Below are 17,928 nucleotides of genomic sequence, written 5' to 3'. Positions count from 1 at the left end.
GCCGCGCCACCGCGCGACCACCGTACTGCGCGGGGCACTTGCGGCGGTGCGAAACGACCGAAACGTGACGCTCCGGTCAGCGGCGCAATTCCTCGGCCGCCGTCGCCGTCACCGCTGCGGCCAGCGCCGCCAGCGCGGGGGAGTCGAGCTTCCACTGCTGCCAGTACAGCGAGACGTCCATCCAGGTGCCGGGCGCGAGCAGCACCAGCCGCCCCTCGGCCAGCAGCGGTTGCGCCTGGACCTCCGGCACCATGCCCCAGCCGAGCCCCGCGGCCACCGCGTCCAGGAAGCCCTCGGAGGTGGGCACATGGTGCCTCAGCCGGCTCGCGGACCCGCGGCCCAGCCGCCGTACGAAGGCGTCCTGGAAGTCGTCCTTGCGGTCGAAGACCACGACGGGCGCCTCGGGCAGGGCGTCCGCGAGCGGCTGTCCGCCGATCCGGGTGCGGCTCAACTCCGGGGTGGCGACGGGCAGATAGCGCATCCGCCCGAGCGGCCGTACGGTGCAGCCCGGCACCGGATCGGACGCGGTGGTCACCGCCGCCATCACCCGGCCCTCGCGCAGCAGGGCCGCCGTGTGGTCCTCGTCCTCCCGGTGCAGTTCGAAGCAGAGTCCCGCCACCCGGGTCAGTGCCGGCAGGAACCAGGTCGCCAGCGAGTCCGCGTTCACCGCCACCGACACCCGCGTCGGCTCACCGGCACCGCTCAGCCCCAGCTCGCCCCAGGCGTCCCGCTCCATCCGGGCGAGCTGCCGCGCGTACCGCACCAGCACCGCGCCCGACTCCGTGGGCCGCACCGGCTTGGTGCGCTGCAGCAGCACCCGGCCGGTGCGCTGTTCCAGTGCCTTGACCCGCTGGCTGACCGCCGACGGGGTCACGTGCAGGGCCGCCGCGGCGGCGTCGAAGGTGCCCTCGTCCACGACGGCGAGCAGCGTGCGCACCTGGTCCAGGGGGAGATCCGTCATCACGTGAGCTAAGGATACGTAAGAATCCTTAGCTGGACGTGGGACGGGACGGCTTCTTAGGTTCGACTGCATGAACCACACCCTGACCGCCGCGGTCGCCGGATTCGGCACCGGCCTGTCCCTGATCGTCGCCATCGGCGCCCAGAACGCCTTCGTCCTGCGGCAGGGGGTGCGCCGGGACGCGGTTCTCGCGGTGGTGGGCATCTGCGCCCTGTCCGACGCGGTGCTGATCGCTCTCGGCGTCGGCGGGGTCGGGGCCGTCGTGGTGGCGTGGCCGGGCGCGGTCCGTGCGGTCGGGATCATCGGCGGCGCCTTCCTGCTCTGCTACGGGGTCCTAGCCGCCCGCCGGGTGCTCAGGCCGGGTGCGGCCGGACTGAGCGCCGAGGGGGAGGCGGCCGGTTCCCGGCGCCGGGCGGTGCTCACCTGTCTGGCGATGACCTGGCTCAATCCGCACGTCTACCTGGACACCGTGTTCCTGCTCGGCTCCCTCGCCGCCGACCGGGGTGCCCTGCGCTGGACCTTCGGGCTCGGCGCGGCGTTCGCCAGCCTGTGCTGGTTCGCCGCGCTCGGCTTCGGCGCCCGGTTGCTCGGCCGCCTCCTGGCCCGGCCGGCGGCCTGGCGGGCCCTGGACGGCCTGGTCGCCGTCACCATGCTGGCGCTGGGGGCCACGCTCGTCGCCGGATCGTGAACAATCCGCGTGCACACGGGTTGCCAAGATAGTTAGGCTCTCGAACCGAAAAGATGTAACGAGCAACCTCTGCCGGCAACAGGACATCAACAGGACACCCGTGGACACGAGCGACAGCAGTACCACCGAACCCGCCTCCGCGACGGCCGCGACGGACGCGGCGGCCCCGCCCCGGCGCGGCTGGCGCCGCTGGGCGATGGACACCCGCCCCCTGCGCATCCCCGCCTACCGGCGCCTGTGGACGTCGACCATCGTCACCGCCGTCGGCAGCCAGCTCACCGCCGTCGCCGTGCCCAAGCAGATCTACGACATCACGCACTCCTCGGCGTGGGTCGGGTACGCGAGCCTGGCCGGCCTCCTGCCCATGGTGGTGTTCGCGCTGTGGGGCGGCGCGGTCGCCGACACCGTGGACCGCCGCAAGCTGCTGCTGGTCACCAACTCCGGCATCGCGGTGACCTCGCTGCTGTTCTGGGCGCAGGCCGTCACCGGGCTGGACTCGGTCGTCGTACTGATGCTGCTGCTCGCCCTCCAGCAGGCGTTCTTCGGCCTCAACGCCCCGGCCCGCAACGCCTCGATCGCCCGGCTGGTCCCGGCCGAGGAGCTGCCGGCCGCCAACGCGCTCGGCTCCACGGTGATGCAGACCGGCCTGGTGGCGGGTCCGCTGCTCGCCGGTGTGCTCATCCCGGTCATCGGGCTGCCCGAGCTGTACTTGATCGACGCGCTGGCGCTGTGCGTGACCGTGTGGGCCGTCTTCCGGCTGCCCGCGCTGCCGCCGCTCGGCGGGGTCGCCGCCCGCCGGGCCGGGGTGCGCGAGATAGCGGCCGGGTTCCAGTACATGTCCCGGCACAAGGTGCTGCTGCTGTCCTTCCTCGCCGACGTCGTCGCCATGGTGTTCGGGATGCCCCGCGCCCTGTTCCCGCAGCTGGCCGCGCAGACGTACCACTCCTGGGGCGAAGGGCTCGCGCTCGGCGTGCTGTTCGCCGGCATCCCGGTCGGCGCGGTGCTCGGCGGTCTGTTCTCCGGCGCGTTCTCGCGGGCCCGCCGGCACGGCTGGATGGTCATCGGGGCGGTCGTCGGCTGGGGCGTGGCCGTCGCCGGGTTCGGGCTGAGCGGCAACCTGTGGGTGGCCCTGGCCTTCCTCGCCGCGGCCGGAGTCGCCGACATGGTCTCGATGGTGTTCCGCGGCGCGATCCTGCTGTCGGCGGCGACCGACGAGATGCGCGGCCGGATGCAGGGCGTGTTCACGGTGGTCGTCGCGGGCGGCCCGCGCCTGGCGGACGTGCTGCACGGCACGGCGGGCTCGGCGTTGGGCCCGCGCGCCGCAGTGGCGGGCGGCGGCGCCCTGGTCGTCGCGGCGATGCTGACCCTGACCGCCGCGGTCCCGGCGCTGCGCCGGTACCGGATCTGAGCTACAGCAGACCGGTGCGGCGCTGGATGGCGTACTGGTCCATGAGCTTGCCGCGGGTCGTCTCCAGGCGGTGGGCGAGGATCTCGGCCACCGTCCGCACCAGCGAGAGCCCGAGCAGCGGATCCTCCACGGACAGCGCGAGCACCGAGGGTCCGTCGAACTCGTAGGCGCGTACGTTGCTGAAGGCCACCGCGCCGAAGTCCCACTGGTACGGCGGGAACAGCCAGGACCAGCCGAGCAGGTCGCCCGCGCCGAGCGTGGCCACCGTCACCCGCTGCCGGGAGGTGACCTGGGTGTCCAGGTGAACCGCGCCCGAACGGATCACCCAGAACCGGTCGGCCGTGCGGCCCGCCTCGAAGATGCGCGTGTCCTCCGGGAACGAGATCTCCTTGGCCAGCTCCATCAGGCGCTCGCGCTGCGCCTGGGGCAGGGCGGTCAGCAGTTTTATCGCTTTGGTCATGGCGCGGGGCTCCTCACCGGAGGCGGTTCGGGTGCTTTCCCTCTCAGCCCATTTCAGCCGCTGCCGCCGCCACGGGCACCTCGGAGGACGTCGGTTTCCTCGCTGCTCGTGCGGTCCGCCGCCGGATTCCGGGCAAGAAAAAGCCCTGGCTGGACGGGGGAGACCAGCCAGGGCCGTATGCGGTGACGCGGGGAGGGCGGAAGGACGGCTCCGGTCCGCTCCGGCATCACGTATGCATGAACGATAAACCATCTGGCGGGCGTTCCGGAAGCGGAAGCGGGTCACGTGACCTGTTTCACGCCTTCTGTCACCGCCGGCGGCCGGCCCGGGCTGACGATCTCGTCCAGGACCCGCAGTACCGCCTCGAACGCCCGCGCCCGGTCCGCCGCCTCCCGCGCGCCGTCCGGATCCGTCGCCGTCAGGCTCTGCGCGCGTTCCCGCCAGGCCCGCTCCTCCTCGGCCGCCCGCTCCCGGCCGCGCTGAATGCGCCGCAACACCTCGTCCGCGTCCACGACATCGGTCATGCCGCTCGGGTACCCACTCGGTCCGCGGTGATGGCATCGGCACCGACCGTGTTTGACAGTGCCCCCAGGGGTCAGTCGAAAGGGGAGAGATTCATGCAAGCCGGGCACCGTTCAGGGAGGAAGGGATGCTCGAAAAGCACCGGACCAGCTCCTCCGCGACGCTGCGGGAACCGTGCCGCCGGCTGCCGTGCCGGCCCGCGGAGGCCCGCAGAACGGTGCAGCGAGTGGTCGCCGAACGCTGTCGGGCCCGCGCCATCTCCTGCGGCGCCGAGGCCATGGAGGACGCCCTGCTCGTCACCTCGGAACTCACCACCAATGCCATCCTGCACGGCGGCGGCATCACCGGTTTCGACGTGGACGTCGACTGCGCCGGGGTGCGGGTTGCGGTGAGTGACCGCAGCGACGAACTGCCGGTGGCCGCCGCGCCCGCCGACGAGCGCGGCCGCGCCCGGCCCGGCGGTCGCGGATGGCCCATCGTGTGCCGGCTGGCCCGGGATGTGCGGGTGGCGGAGCTGCCCTGCGGGGGCAAGCGCATCACGGCCGTCGTACCGCTGCACTGAACCCGTGCGGGAAGTTCCGCCCCTGCGGTGTTTGCTCCCCGGAGCCGGGGGCAGGCGGAGTTTCGTGCTTCGGACCGGAGGCGCGCGCCCAGCGGGAACCGTACGACCGCCCTGGGTCCCCTCCTGGCGGACCGGGCGGCCGGCCCGCGGCGAACCCTGACACCACCGTTCGGGCCAGGCCACGGAACCCTCGTTCCGGCCGTGCGCCCTGAAACCACGTTCAGGAGCGATCCGCATGCTGACCGACATGTCGACAAGCCGTCCCGGCACGCCCACCACGACCGCGGCCGCCGCGACACCCGCACGGCGGCCCCATGACGACGCCCCGGACACCATGGGGCTGTTCGCCCGGCTGGCGGAACTGGACGACGGGCCCGAGCGGGACGCCGTACGCGACGAACTCGTCACCGCCTGGCTGCCCATGGCCCACCGGATCGCCGGGCGCTTCCGCGACCGGGGCGAGTCCGTCGAGGACCTGCGGCAGGTGGCCGCGCTCGGGCTGGTGAAGGCCATCGACCGGTTCGACCCGTCCCGGGGGGCCTTCGAGAGCTACGCGGTGCCGACCATCACCGGCGAGGTCAAGCGGCACTTCCGGGACCGGATGTGGGCCCTCAGGGTGCCCCGCCGGGTGCAGGAACTGCGCAACCGGGTACGGGTGGCCCGCCGGGAACTCACCCAGAACCCCGGCAGCCCCGAACCCACCGTCGCCGAGATCGCCGCGCACACCGGCCTCACCGAGGAGGACGTCACCGCGGGCCTGGAGGCGCTGGAGAGCTTCAGCACCCTGTCCCTGGACGCCGAACTGTCCACCGGTGAGGACGGCTACAGCCTGGCCGACACCCTCGGGGCGGCGGATGCCGCGTACGACGTCGTGGTCGACCGCGAGGCAGCCAGGGAAGGGCTGCGTCGGCTGCCGGAGCGGGAGCGGGCCATCCTCTACATGCGCTTCTTCGAGGACATGACGCAGAGCCGTATCGCCGACCGGCTGGGCATCTCCCAGATGCACGTCTCCCGGCTGATCAGCCGCAGCTGCGCCCGCGTCCGCGACGAGGCCCTGGGACGGCGCACCGGCGGGACCAACCCGGTATGAGCGCGCGGGCGACGCCGCGTCACTTCGTCTCCCGGACCGCCCCCGTGGCGAGGCCCAGCGGCCGGGCGAGGCCCGAGACCGCCTCGTCCAGTCGCTGCAGATGACGCAACACGCGGTCGGTGACCCGTCCGTAGCGCGGAGTACGCAGGGTTCCCGGCTCCAGCATCGAGGCGATGCTGGGGCCGGTTTCCATGTTCGCCGTGGCCCGGGGGTCGGCCACCTGCGCGGCGATCGCCTCGATGTTGTGCACGATCCGCCCGCACGCCCCGCGCAGCCGGGGGTCCGCCGCGATCGACGGATGCGTCGGCAGCAGCTCGGCCGTGGCCGCGAGCGAGCGCCCGTGGTAGGCGCACGTCTCCAGCAGCGCCACCACATACCGGGCGGTGTCACGGCGTGAGCGCAGCGGGGTGATCGGATGCGTCAGCGGCTGGGTGGCCGCCCGCAGATCGGCCAGCGCCTGGTCCAGGTCGCGCGCCTGCTCCACCAGATCGGCGCCCGCCCCGCCGCTCAACTGGTCGACGGCGGCCCGCGTGACCTCCGCGAGCCGGTTCAGGACCGCGACGAGGAGTTCGTTGGTACGGCGGTCGGTGTGGATCGGCAGCACCACCGCCGCCGCGACCACCCCGCAGGCCGCACCGAGCGCCGTCTCCTCCACCCGCAGCACCAGCACCGACATGCTGTAGGTGTTCAGCAACGTGTACAGCAGCCCCAGCATCGCCGTCACGAAGAACGACATCAGTGTGTACGACAGCGGCGCCGTGTAGAACATCGCGAAGATGAACACGAGAACCAGCGCAAACGCCGTCCACGTGTGGTGACCGACCAGCCCCGCCAGGCCGATACCGGCCACCACGCCGAGCACCGTGCCCAGCAGCCGCCGGTAGCCCTTCACCAGGATCTCGCCGGTCGAGGCCGTGTTGATGAAAACGATCCAGCAGGTCAGCACCGCCCAGTACCAGCGCTGACCGGACAGCAGCTCGCCGCCCGCGATGGCCAGCGCGGAGCCGACGGCCACCTGGACCGCGGCCCGTGTCGTGGGCCGCCCGAGACCGGTCGGCTCCGGCTCCTCCGCCTCCCGCTCCTCGCCGGCCTCGATCGCGGCGTCCTCCGCGTCCAGCTCCTCGCGCGAGCGGGTCGTCGCCGGGCTGTCGTCGGAGTCGTCCTGCGGCCCGTCCAGTGCCAGCCGCAGACCCAGCGCGGCGCGGGCGGCCTCGCCGAGCCCGCGGAAGACGTCCTGCACCGCCGGGGCGGCCTTGGGCAGGTTCTCCTCGTCGCGGTAGCCGAGCAGCCGGTTGCGTACCTGGGCGAGCGCGGTGCCCCTGGCCTCGCCGACCGGCCGCAGCATCAGCAGCCGCAGCGCCCGCAGGTCCCGGCGCAGCGCCGCCGTCGCCTCGTCCCGCACCGGCAGCTCACCGCCGGACGGCAGCGCGGCGCCCGGCAGATGCAGCGTGAGGGTGTCGGTCCGCTCGGCGCTGCGCGCGGTGAGCAGCAGCAGGCCGAGCCGCTCGGCGGCGATCTCGGCGTCGGCGACCCGGCGCTGCAGCAGCCGGGCCACCGCCGTGTCGGAGGTGCCGTCCTCCAGCCGTCCCTGGATCATCAGCGCGGTCTCGTGCAGCCGCGCGGTGGCGGTCCGCAGGCCGGCCAGCACCTTGTCCACCTCGTCGGGGCCGGCGTCCAGGAGCTCGGCCTGCACGGAGATCAGCTGGGCGAGCCGGGCACGGAACGCCCGCCGCAGCCGGTCCAGGGTGCCCGCCGGGGTCTGCGGCAGCAGTACGAACCGCGCGGCGGCGCTGCACGCGAACGCCACACAGATGACCCCGTACAGCGCGGGCAGCGCGGCGGCGGTCGCGCGCACGAACAGGGACAGGAAGTAGATCTGAAAGCCGATCAGGCCCAGCGCGGTGCCGCGGTCGCCGAACCGGCGGCCGTAGACCGCGCAGAAGATCAGAACGACGAAGAACAGGTCCCCGACGACGACCAGTTGGTGCAGCAGCGCGCCCAGCGACACCGAAGCCAGTGCCACCGGCAGCCCCAGCGCGAGCGTGACCGCCTGCTGGGCGCGCTGCTTCTCCCGGATGGCGAAGGTCGACACCATCGCCGCCATGGCACCGGCGACCAGTTGCGGCACCGGAACCCGGAGGGCGGCCAGGACGGCGAGGGTGAGCGCGATCGCGGTGACCGTGCGCAGTCCGGCGGTGAGTCTGAGCAGCCCGGGATCGGACGCCGCGAGCCGGTCCCACATCCGTACCCGCCCCGACCGTCCCGCTGTGCCCACGCCGCCGCGCTCTCTCCCGTGCCCGAAATGGATCTACGGTCCAGGATCGCACGACGGCCCGGGCTGCTCGCGCTCCGGTCGCCGGGGGCCCGGCCACCGGAGCGTGGGTCACCTCAGGGGATCACGGTTCCTCCAGGGCCTTGCCCTCCACCCGCGCCCGCACCTGTTCCGGCGTCAGGTACGCGTCGGTGAACTCGAAGTCCTTGAGACGGGCGGGCTTGCGGGCCTGGAAGCCGGTGCGGACGAAATCGTCGCCCGCGAGCGAGTTCAGCAGCCAGTTGGTCATCACACGGGTCTTGGCGACGTTGGTGCGCAGCGCCGACCAGTGGTAGCCGCGGGCCACCGCCTGGGCCGGCACCCCGCGCAACTCGATGCCGAGCGGCTTGGACACGGCGTCCTTGCCGCCGAGGTCGACGACGAGACCCAGGTCCTTGTGCACATACGGCTGCATCGACTGGCCTCGCAGGGTCGCGATGACGTTGTCGGCGACCTTCTTGCCCTGGCGCATGGCGTGCTGCGCGGTGGGCGGGCAGACCGCGTCGTCGCCCTTGGCCAGGTCCGGTACGGCGGCCGAGTCGCCGAGCGCGAACACCCCGTCCTGGCCCGGCAGGCACATCTCCGGCGTGACCGCCAGCCGGCCGCGGACCGTCTCCGCGCCGAGCGTGGCCATCAGCGGGCTCGCGACCACCCCGGCCGTCCAGATCAGCGTGTGCGTCGGCACCACCCGGCCGTCGGTGAAGGTGACCTCCTCAGCCCCGGCCTTGTCGATCGACACGCCGAGCGACACGTCGATGCCCCGCCGCTTGAGGATCTCCTGGGCGCTGCGGCCGAGCTTGTCGCCCAGCTCCGGCATCAGCTTGGGCGCGATGTCGATCAGATGCCACTTGATCAGGCCGGGGTCCAGCCGCGGATAGCGCGTGACGGCGGCGTGCGTCAGCCGTTGCAGACAAGCGGCGGTCTCGGTGCCCGCGTATCCGCCGCCGACCACGACGAACTGCAGTCGCGCGGCCCGCTCGGCCGGATCGTCGCTGGCGTCCGCGAGGTCGAGCTGCGTGATGACGTGGTCGCGGATGTAGGCGGCCTCGGCGAGGGTCTTCATCCCGAAGGCGTGCTCGGTCAGCCCCGGGATGTCGAAGGTGCGGGTCACGCTGCCGGGTGCCAGCACGATGTAGTCGTACGGCTCGTTGACGATCTTGTCGGTGATGGTGCGGACGACACACACCTTCGCCTTCAGGTCCACCCCGATGGCGCCGCCCGGCAGGATCCGGGTGCGGTACTTCCTGCTGCGGCGCAGACTGAGGGCGATCGACTGCGGCGTGAGCACCCCGGAGGCGACCTGGGGCAGCAACGGCAGATACAGCTGATAGGAGAACGGCGTCACCAGGGTGACGTCGGCCTCGGCGGGAGCGAGCTTCCGTTCCAGGCGGCGGACGCACTCGACGCCGGCGAAGCCTGCGCCGACCACCAGGATCCTGGGTCGTGTCACGGTGTTCATCCCTTTCTGCGGCTCCAGGCGGTCAGACTCGACGCCGTTCGCTTGCCCCGGATCGGTGCGCAGCACTCTCGACCCCACCGTGGCCCCAGCCGTTCCGCCAGCTGGGTGCGGCGGGCAGACGAACGCATGGGCACCAGCATGCCCCCACTCCGGTGGGAGTAACCGGTTGTCGCACGGATACACGTCGCACGGATACACGTCGTACACACGGTGCGGTCACCAGGGCAGGAACACGTGGATGTCCTTGCCCTCGTCGTGGACGACCACGCTGACCTGCGTGCACAGCGTGTGCACCAGGTGCCAGCCGATACCGCCGCCGCCCGTGCGCGGATGGAAGGGCCGTGGCTCCGGCCTGGTCGTGCTCGTGTCGCGCATCGTCACATGCACGCCGTCGAAGGTGCGGCGCATCCGCAGACCGAACGGCCCGGGCGCGTACTGGATCACGTTGGCGGCCAGTTCCGTCACCACCAGCAGGATGTCGTCCCAGCACTCGTGCGCGGTCGGCGGCGACCGGGTGGCGAGCGCGCACAGGAAATCCTCCGCCGCCAGCCGCGCCTCCGTGACGTTGCGCAGCTCACCCGCGAAGGAGAAGGTGCGCTCGTACCTGTCCTCCGAGGACGGTGTCTCGTCCCAACGCGGCTCCGTCGCCATCTCGCATTCCCCGGTCCGGGCCGGTCAGGGATCCTGGCGGGTCCCTCGACCAGGACGGTCGTAGGTGCTGGTCTCCTTCTGTGCTTGCGGGTTCCCGTCCCCGCGCGGGCTATCCGTCCGCCCCGGCCCGCGGTCCCCGTGGTCCACCCCCTCAGCGGAAGACGTCGTCCGGCTCGTCCCAGTCCGCCGGCTCCTGCGGACCGCGCGCCGCCCGGGACCGCGCCAGGTACATCGCGTCGATCTCGGCGGCATAGTGCCGCACGATCGCGTCCCGGCGTAGCTTCATCGACGGCGTCAGCAGTCCGTTGTCCGCGGCGAACGGCTCCTGCAGGACACGGTAGACCCTGATCGACTCCGCGTGGGACACGGCGGCGTTCGCCGAGGCGACGGCCCGCGCGATCTCCTCCCGCAGCGCGTTCTCCTCACGGGTCTCCCGCCCCGGACTGTCGCCCTGGAGGGCCAGGGTGGCCCGCCAGTCGGCGAGGAACTCCGGGTCCAGGGTGATCAGGGCGCCCACGCAGGGCCGTTCGTCCCCGATCACGACGGCCTGGTGGACGAGCGGATGCATGCGCAGCCGCTGCTCCAGCGGGGCCGGGGCGACGCTCTTGCCGCCGCTGGTGACGATGACGTCCTTCTTGCGCCCGGTGATCGTCAGATAGCCCTCGGCGTCCAGCCGCCCGATGTCCCCGGTGGCCAGCCAGCCGCCGTGCAGCACGGCCCGCGTCGCCGCCTCGTCGCCGACATAGCCCTGGAACACCGACGGCCCGCGCACCAGGATCTCCCCGTCGTCGGCCACCTGGATTTCGGTGCCCGGCAGCGGCCGGCCCACGGTCCCGGACTTCTCCCGGCCGAGCGGCTGCATGGTGATCCCGCCCGAGGACTCGGTGAGGCCGTAGCCGTCGTGGATGAACATCCCGATGCCCGCGTAGAACAAGCCGAGTTCACGGTTGAGCGAGGAACCGCCGGAGGTGCCGCGCAGCACCCGCCCGCCGAGCGCCGCCCGCAGCCTGCGGTACACCGTCCGCTCGTACAGGGCGTGCTGCAGTCTCAGCTCGAACCCCGGACCCGGCCCCCTGCCCAGCCGGTGGCGCTCCTCGGCCGCGGCGAAGTCCCGGGCCGTCTGCGCCGCCCGCTCGAACAGGGCACCCCGGCCGGCCTGCCCGGCGGTCCGCAGGAACTTCTTGTAGAGCTTCTCGAACACGGACGGCACGCCGAACAGGTACGTCGGCCGGAACGTGCCCACCGCCGAGGCCAGCGCCGCCTCGCTCAGTTCCGGCTCGTGCCCCATCAGGACACCGCCGCGTACGCACATCAGCATGATCATGATGCCGTAGACGTGCGAGAAGGGCAGGAAGGCCAGCACGGACGGCTGTTCGCCCGGCGGGGCCGCGGTGTGCGCCCAGCCGGCCAGCAGCGTGTCGCAGGGGTAGGCGAGACCGCGGTGGCTCAGCGCACAGCCCTGGGGGCGGCCGGTGGTACCGGAGGTGTAGACGACCGCCGCCGTGGCGTCCGGCAGCACGATCCGGCGCAGCGACTCCACGGTGGTGTACGGGACGACCGTGCCCTGCCGGACGAGTTCGGGCAGCGCGCCCGCGTCCAGCTGCCAGACGTGGCGCAGCCGGGACAGCCCGGCACACACCGTGCCGACGGTCATGACGCCCTGTTCGTCCTCCACGAGCACGGCCACACAGCCGGCGTCCCGCAGGATCCACTCCACCTGGTCGCGTGCGGAGGCCGGATGGATCGGTACGATCTCGGCGCCGACGGCCCACAGCGCGTGGGCGAAGACGGTCCACTCGTAGCGGGTGCGGGACATCAGGGCCACCCGGTGGCCCGGTGATATCCCGGCGGCGACCAGGCCCTTGGCCAGCTCCACCACCTCGTCCCGCAGCTCTATGGCCGTCACCTCCTGCCACACGGTGGCGGCGGCATCCCCCCGGTGCGCGAGCACCGGCAGTGTCGGATCGCGCTCCGCGGTCTCGAAGACGCTGTCGGCGAGGCCGCCGGTGAGCGGCGGGGAAACGGCGGGAGCGAGGGCGACGTCGCGCATGCGCTGCTCCTGGGTGTACGGAGGGTCACACCGCCGATCGGCTCTGTGTCGGCGGTGCTCGAATGTAGCCCAGCGGAGCGCGTTCGGTGCTGGGAACGGGGAAGTCGTGATCGGTTGATGATGTGGGCGTGTCCTGGGGACTCGGCAGACATGAGTCATGTGAACCCTGATCCGGAACCAGAACGCACCACCGGGCTGGAGCCCGGGGGCTCGGTGCCGCCGGGCGAGACCCCGCCCGCCGAGAGCAGCCTGCCCGAGGCCGGCCCCCGGGAACCGCACGTCCAGCGCAGAGGGTGGGCGAAGGCGCCGATGACGCTGATCATCGTCCTCGTCGTGCTGATCGCCGCCTTCTTCCTGGCGTACGCCATCGCCCTGATCCTCTGACCGGCCCGCTCAGCCCTGGGTGTGCCGCACGCACTCGGTGACGACGTCCCGCAGGCTGCCGGTCCGCTCCAGCAGCCGGCGCTGCCGACGGGCCCCGTTGCCGTGCCGCAGCAGCTCCGCGACGCCCTGCTCGGCGCGCTCCGCGTCGCCACAGGCGTCGAGCGCGTCCCGGGTGTGCTCCAGCAGCGAGCGCAGCACCCGCGGGGCGGGTACGGGCCGCATGGTCAGCGGGTCGAGCAGGTTCTCCTCCAGACCGAACCGGGCTGCCTGCCAGTCGGCGAGCCTGAGCAGGCTCACGCTGTGGCCGGACGCAGGCCGTCCGGCCCGCCAGTCGCGTGCGGCCGTCTCGACGAGTGCGCGGCTGAGCGTCGCGATCAGCGCGGCGGTCTCCGCGCTGAGGCAGACGTCCGACACACGGATCTCCACGGTCGGATAGCGGGCGGACAGCCGCGCGTCGAAGTAGACCATCCCCACGTCGAGAATGGCGCCGGTGGCCACCATCTCCGTCACCCGCCGGTGATAGCGCTCGGCCGACTCGAACAGCTCCGTCGGCCCCGCCGACGGCCAGCGGTTCCACACCTGGCTGCGATAGCTGGCGTAGCTGGTGTCCTTTCCCTGCCAGAACGGGGAGTTGGCGCTGATCGCGCGGAGGACCGGCAGCCAGGGACGGAGCCGGTCGAGGACGGCGATGCCCTCCTCGTCGGACTCCACCGACACATGCACATGGCAGCCGCACACCAGCTGCTCCCACGTGGGTATCCCGTACCGCTCGGCCAGCCACTGGTAGCGCTCGTTCACGCTGAGGGCGGGACTGACCGGCAGGGGGGAGGTGGCGAGCGCGACGACCGCACTGCCGATCTCGCCGGCGTGCCGGGCCGCCTCCTTGCGCCAGCGCACGATCTCCTCGCCGAGGGCCGCCATGTCCGCCTGGGGATGCGTGGCGAACTCCAGCATCTGCCCGAACAGCTCCTTCTCGAACACGTGCTGCCCGGGGTCGTCATGGGCGACACGGGCCAGGACGGCCGCCGCCAGCGCCTTCGGCTCGCCCGTGTCCGGGTCGACCAGAAGGAGTTCCTCCTCCACTCCGACGGTGCGCAACGTGGTGCCACCCTTCTGTGTCCATGCCACGAGGGGCAGTCGTGGGTCTGTACGACCCCGACTGCCCCTCGGCGGGCCGCCGACACCTGCGCCTTTCAGCGCTCCGGTGCCAGCCAGACCGTGGCGAGCGGCGGGAGCGTGAGGCTCAGGAAGCCGTCGTCCGGCTTCAGCGGCCCCGCGTTGCCGACCCCGCCGCCGCCGTAGCGGACGTCGTCGGTGTTCAGCGTCTCCTGCCACGCCCGGATCCCGTCCGGGACCCACAGCCGGTAGTCCTGCCGGACGACCGGGGAGAAGTGCGACACCGCCAGCAGAGGGGAGCCGTCGGCGGCGAACCGCAGGAACGCGAAGACGTTGTCGTCCGCCGCGTCGCACAGCACCCACCGGAAGCCGCCCGGGTCGGTGTCCCGCTGCCACAGCGCAGGCGTCGCCCGGTACACGGTGTTCAGCTCCCGCACCAGATCCTGCACGCCCCGGTGGTCGCCGGCCGAGTGGTAGTCGTCGCCCAGCAGCCACCACTCCGGGCCGTGCGCCTCGGACCACTCCGCTCCCTGGGCGAACTCCTGCCCCATGAACAGCAGCTGTTTACCGGGATGGGCCCACATGAAGCCCAGGTAGGCGCGATGGTCGGCCCGCCGTTGCCACCAGTCGCCCGGCATCTTCGACACCAGCGCCTGCTTGCCGTGCACGACCTCGTCGTGGGAGATCGGCAGGACGTAGTTCTCGCTGTAGGCGTACACCATCGAGAAGGTCATCTCGTTGTGGTGGTACTTACGGTGCACCGGCTCCTTCTGGATGTACTGCAGCGAGTCGTGCATCCAGCCCATGTTCCACTTCAGCCCGAAGCCGAGCCCGCCGCTGTCCGTAGGCCGGGTCACCCCGTCCCAGGCCGTGGACTCCTCGGCGATGGTCACCACACCCGGGCAGCGCCGGTAGACGGTGGCGTTCATCTCCTGCAGGAAGGCGACCGCGTCCAGGTCCTCCCGCCCGCCGAACACGTTCGGCTCCCACTGGCCGGAGTCACGCGAGTAGTCCAGGTAGAGCATCGAGGCGACGGCGTCCACGCGCAGGCCGTCGATGTGGAACTCCTCGCACCAGTACACGGCGTTGGCGACGAGGAAGTTGCGCACCTCGGTCCGGCCGTAGTCGAACTCGTACGTCCCCCAGTCCGGGTGCTCGGCGCGCGTCGCGTTCCCTGGTTCGTACAGCGGATCCCCGTCGAACCGGGCCAGCGCCCAGTCGTCCTTGGGGAAGTGCGCCGGCACCCAGTCCATGATCACACCGATGCCGGCCCGGTGCAGCGCGTCGACCAGGTACTTGAAGTCGTCCGGAGAGCCGAGGCGGGGCGTCGGCGCGTAGTAGGAGGTGACCTGGTACCCCCAGGAGCCGCTGAACGGATGCCCGGCGACCGGCATCAGCTCCACGTGCGTGAAGCCCATGTCCCTGACGTAAGCGGGCAGTTCCCCGGCCAGCTGACGATACGTCGAACCAGGCCGCCAGGAGGGCAGATGGACCTCGTACACCGAGAACGGCGCCTGGTGCACGGGCGTGTCGCCCCGGTGGGCCATCCACTCCGCGTCGCCCCACTCGTACCGCGACACCGCGACGACCGACGCCGTGTCGGGCGGCACCTCCGTGCGCCGCGCCATCGGGTCGGCCTTGAGGAAGCGGTGCCCGTACCGCGAGGTGATCTCGAACTTGTACCGGTCGCCCTCGCCGATCCCGGGCAGGAACAGCTCCCACACCCCGGACGCGCCCAGCGACCGCATCGGGTACTGCGTGCCGTCCCAGTACGTGAAGTCCCCGGCCACCCGCACCCCTTGGGCGTTGGGCGCCCACACCGTGAAGCGGGTGCCCGGCACGCCCTGGTGCGTCATCGGCTCGGCGCCGAGCGCCTGCCACAGCTGCTCGTGCCGGCCCTCCCGGATCAGATGCAGATCCAGCTCACCGAGAGCGGGCAGGAACCGGTACGGGTCGTGCACCTCCTGCTCGGCGTCGTCGTACGCCACCAGCAGCGTGTACGAGGGGATCTCCGGGTACGGCAGCACGGCCGCGAAGAGACCGTCGCCCTCCGACCGGAGGGCGCCCCGCACCCCGTCGACCACGACGCTCACCGAGCGCGCGTTCGGGCGCAGCGCCCGGAACAGGACGCCGCCCGGGACCGGATGGGCGCCCAGCAGCGCGTGCGGATCGTGGTGGGCGCCGCCGAGCAGCCGGGCGCGGTCGGCGGGGTCGAGCGCGGTGAGACGGGGGTCCCCCCGCACGGAGTCCGGGGCAGGGACGGCCGCGACCGGTGGGGGGCCGGCCGCCTCGGGGCGCGCGGTGTCGCGCAGGGCCATGTCGTCAGCCTCCCCACACGGCGAGCCGCTTGATCGCCGCCATCGGTACCGGCAGCCAGTCCGGCCGATGTCTCGCCTCGTACAGCACCTCGTACACCGCCCTGTCCGTCTCGTGCGCGCGCAGCAGCGCGTGCTTCTTCCGTGGATCCCAGCCCGCCCGGGCCGCGTAGCCCGCGCAGAACGCCTCCCGGCAGCGGCGCGCCCATTCGGGTCGCCAGGGGCGGCGCTGCCGGGCCGCGTAGTCGAAGGAACGAAGCATCCCCGCCACATCCCGGACCGGGGAGTGCGGGGCGCACCGCTCGGCGAGCGGCCGGGACGGCTCGCCCTCGAAATCGATGACGAACCAGTCGCGGCCGGCCCGCAGCACCTGCCCCAGGTGCATGTCGCCGTGGATGCGCTGGGCGGGCGGCCCGGTGTCGCAGGTGGCGAGGGCCCCGAACGCGGCCCGCAGCCCGGGCGCGTAGGGCCGCAGCCCCGCTACGGCGTGCGCGGCCGCGTCCAGCCGTGCGCACATCGCCCGTGCGGTACGGCCGTTCTCGCCCGGCCCGGCCGGACCGAACGCCTCGGCCAGCGCGAGATGCACCTCGGCCATCGCCTGGCCCAGCTCATGGGCCTCGGCGGTGAAGTCGTCGCCCGCGGCGAGCGCGCGCAGCGCCAGCGTCCAGCCGTCGGAGGCGTCCGGCAGGAACGGCTGCAGCACGCCCAGGGTGGCCGGCTGCGGGGCGGTCGTACCGAACCAGGCCACCGGCGCGGGCACCCGGGTGCAGCCCTGTGCGGCCAGCGCGGCCGTCACCTCCAGGTCCGGGTTGACGCCCGGCTGGATCCGGCGGAAGACCTTCAGGATGTACGCGTCGCCGTACACGATCGACGAATTGGACTGCTCGGCGTCCAACAGGCGCGGCGGCAGGCCGCCGGGCAGCTCGGCGCCCGGGTCCGCCTCGAACCGCAGCGGTCCGGCCGCACCGGGCTGCCTCAGCCGCTCCAGCAGCAGATTCGCCGAGCGCGGATCGTGCAGTGCGTCGTACACCGCGAGCCCGGCGAACGGGCCCTGTTCGGCGCGCCCGATGTACGCCCGTTCCAACCGGGGGGCAAGGTGCTCGCGCAGGCCGAGCAGCAGCTGGTAGCAGTCGCCGGACGGGGGGTTGCCGCCCGGCGTGGGTACGGGCGCGTGCGAGGCGTGCACCAGCAGGTGCACACACCCCGGGAACAGCTCGGTCACGGACAGCGCCGACAGATCGGCGACGGGCCGGTCCTTGCCCGCGAACCAGCGTTGCCTCGGCAGCCATTGCCGCAGCAGCCCGCCGAGCGACACCAGGGGTCCTTCGAGGCCCGCCGCGCTTCTCGGTCGTGCGGTGATGGTCTTCGGCATGACGCGTCCTTTCCTCGGCGCCGGGCCTTCAGCGGCGGCGGCCGATGCGGGATGCGACTCGGGTGAGCCGGAACCAGTAGAAGCCGTGGCCCTGCAGGGTCAGCAGGTAGGGAAGCTCACCGATGGCGGGGAAGCGCACACCGCCGATCAGCTCGACGGGGTGCCGTCCGTCGTACGCCCTGAGGTCGAGTTCCGTGGGCTGCGCAAAGCGGGAGAAGTTGTGGACGCACAGGACCAGGTCGTCCCCTCCGTCCTGTGACAGGGGGGCTTCGCGGAGGAAGGCGAGGACGGCCGGGTTGGAGGACTGCAGCTCGTTGTAGGACCCCAGTCCGAAGGCGGGATTCTGCTTGCGGATCTCGATCATGCGGCGGGTCCAGTGCAGCAGCGACGACGGCGAGGACATCGACGCCTCGACGTTGGTGACCTGGTAGCCGTAGACCGGGTCCATGATCGTGGGCAGGAAGAGGCGTCCCGGATCGCACGTCGAGAAGCCGGCGTTGCGGTCGGGCGTCCACTGCATGGGGGTGCGCACGGCGTCGCGGTCGCCCAGCCAGATGTTGTCGCCCATGCCGATCTCGT

16 protein-coding genes are annotated in these 17,928 nt (G+C 72.3%); 5 read left to right on the top strand and 11 right to left on the bottom strand.

What is annotated here, in order from left to right:
• Window positions 1-76 precede the first annotated feature (76 nt).
• Complete coding sequence (locus tag ACZ7GZ_RS07505) at window positions 77-964, bottom strand: LysR family transcriptional regulator ArgP (RefSeq protein WP_471021786.1); 888 nt, start codon at window positions 962-964, stop codon at window positions 77-79.
• A 67-nt stretch (window positions 965-1,031) separates the two neighbouring features.
• Here ACZ7GZ_RS07505 and ACZ7GZ_RS07500 point away from each other — a divergent pair, with 67 nt between their 5' ends.
• Complete coding sequence (locus ACZ7GZ_RS07500) at window positions 1,032-1,649, top strand: LysE/ArgO family amino acid transporter (RefSeq protein WP_471021783.1); 618 nt, start codon at window positions 1,032-1,034, stop codon at window positions 1,647-1,649.
• A gap of 100 nt (window positions 1,650-1,749) precedes the next feature.
• Entirely contained in the window at window positions 1,750-3,057 is a 1,308-nt protein-coding gene (locus ACZ7GZ_RS07495) for an MFS transporter (protein ID WP_471021782.1), read from the top strand.
• Window position 3,058: 1 nt separating this feature from the next.
• Here ACZ7GZ_RS07495 and ACZ7GZ_RS07490 read toward each other — a convergent pair whose 3' ends face one another.
• Both ACZ7GZ_RS07490 and ACZ7GZ_RS07485 read right to left on the bottom strand, forming a co-directional pair.
• Entirely contained in the window at window positions 3,059-3,517 is a 459-nt protein-coding gene (locus tag ACZ7GZ_RS07490) for a cyclic nucleotide-binding domain-containing protein (RefSeq protein ID WP_471021780.1), read from the bottom strand.
• A 281-nt stretch (window positions 3,518-3,798) separates the two neighbouring features.
• Window positions 3,799-4,041, bottom strand: a complete 243-nt coding sequence (locus ACZ7GZ_RS07485; RefSeq protein ID WP_471021778.1) for a hypothetical protein — start codon at window positions 4,039-4,041, stop codon at window positions 3,799-3,801.
• A 125-nt stretch (window positions 4,042-4,166) separates the two neighbouring features.
• Here ACZ7GZ_RS07485 and ACZ7GZ_RS07480 point away from each other — a divergent pair, with 125 nt between their 5' ends.
• Together ACZ7GZ_RS07480 and ACZ7GZ_RS07475 are read left to right on the top strand one after the other, a co-directional pair.
• A complete protein-coding gene (locus ACZ7GZ_RS07480; RefSeq protein WP_471021777.1) occupies window positions 4,167-4,601 on the top strand; it encodes an ATP-binding protein in 435 nt (144 codons plus the stop codon).
• A 235-nt stretch (window positions 4,602-4,836) separates the two neighbouring features.
• Window positions 4,837-5,691, top strand: a complete 855-nt coding sequence (locus ACZ7GZ_RS07475) for an RNA polymerase sigma factor SigF (protein ID WP_471021775.1) — start codon at window positions 4,837-4,839, stop codon at window positions 5,689-5,691.
• Between the two features lie 19 nt (window positions 5,692-5,710).
• Here the strand turns inward: ACZ7GZ_RS07475 and ACZ7GZ_RS07470 are convergent, their stop codons facing one another.
• From ACZ7GZ_RS07470 to ACZ7GZ_RS07455, 4 genes are all read right to left on the bottom strand, one after another.
• Window positions 5,711-7,933: an FUSC family protein gene (locus ACZ7GZ_RS07470; RefSeq protein WP_471022220.1), complete on the bottom strand. Its 2,223-nt coding sequence runs from the start codon at window positions 7,931-7,933 to the stop codon at window positions 5,711-5,713.
• A gap of 154 nt (window positions 7,934-8,087) precedes the next feature.
• Entirely contained in the window at window positions 8,088-9,461 is a 1,374-nt protein-coding gene (locus ACZ7GZ_RS07465) for an NAD(P)/FAD-dependent oxidoreductase (RefSeq protein ID WP_471021772.1), read from the bottom strand.
• Window positions 9,462-9,677: 216 nt separating this feature from the next.
• Complete coding sequence (locus ACZ7GZ_RS07460) at window positions 9,678-10,112, bottom strand: ATP-binding protein (protein ID WP_471021771.1); 435 nt, start codon at window positions 10,110-10,112, stop codon at window positions 9,678-9,680.
• A gap of 151 nt (window positions 10,113-10,263) precedes the next feature.
• On the bottom strand, window positions 10,264-12,162 hold the full coding sequence (locus tag ACZ7GZ_RS07455) for an AMP-dependent synthetase/ligase (RefSeq protein WP_471021769.1): 1,899 nt from the start codon (window positions 12,160-12,162) through the stop codon (window positions 10,264-10,266).
• A 150-nt stretch (window positions 12,163-12,312) separates the two neighbouring features.
• Between ACZ7GZ_RS07455 and ACZ7GZ_RS07450 the strand changes: the two genes are divergently transcribed.
• Window positions 12,313-12,546 carry a DUF6480 family protein gene (locus ACZ7GZ_RS07450; protein ID WP_471021767.1) on the top strand — a complete coding sequence of 78 codons (234 nt, stop codon included), beginning with the start codon at window positions 12,313-12,315 and terminating at the stop codon, window positions 12,544-12,546.
• A gap of 9 nt (window positions 12,547-12,555) precedes the next feature.
• Here the strand turns inward: ACZ7GZ_RS07450 and ACZ7GZ_RS07445 are convergent, their stop codons facing one another.
• From ACZ7GZ_RS07445 to ACZ7GZ_RS07430, 4 genes are all read right to left on the bottom strand, one after another.
• Entirely contained in the window at window positions 12,556-13,644 is a 1,089-nt protein-coding gene (locus ACZ7GZ_RS07445; RefSeq protein WP_471021766.1) for a glutamate--cysteine ligase 2, read from the bottom strand.
• A gap of 95 nt (window positions 13,645-13,739) precedes the next feature.
• Window positions 13,740-15,980, bottom strand: coding sequence for a 1,4-alpha-glucan branching protein GlgB (glgB, locus tag ACZ7GZ_RS07440; RefSeq protein ID WP_471021764.1), 2,241 nt, complete (start codon window positions 15,978-15,980; stop codon window positions 13,740-13,742).
• A 4-nt stretch (window positions 15,981-15,984) separates the two neighbouring features.
• Entirely contained in the window at window positions 15,985-17,349 is a 1,365-nt protein-coding gene (locus ACZ7GZ_RS07435) for a maltokinase N-terminal cap-like domain-containing protein (protein WP_471021763.1), read from the bottom strand.
• 28 nt (window positions 17,350-17,377) lie between these two features.
• A partial coding sequence (locus ACZ7GZ_RS07430) for an alpha-glucosidase C-terminal domain-containing protein (protein ID WP_471021762.1) occupies window positions 17,378-17,928 on the bottom strand: 551 nt, incomplete at its 5' end.

It is taken from the genome of Streptomyces sp. NPDC037288 (assembly GCF_055603265.1).
Note: the sequence above shows the minus strand (reverse complement) of the source record. Positions and strands in the feature narration are given on the sequence as shown.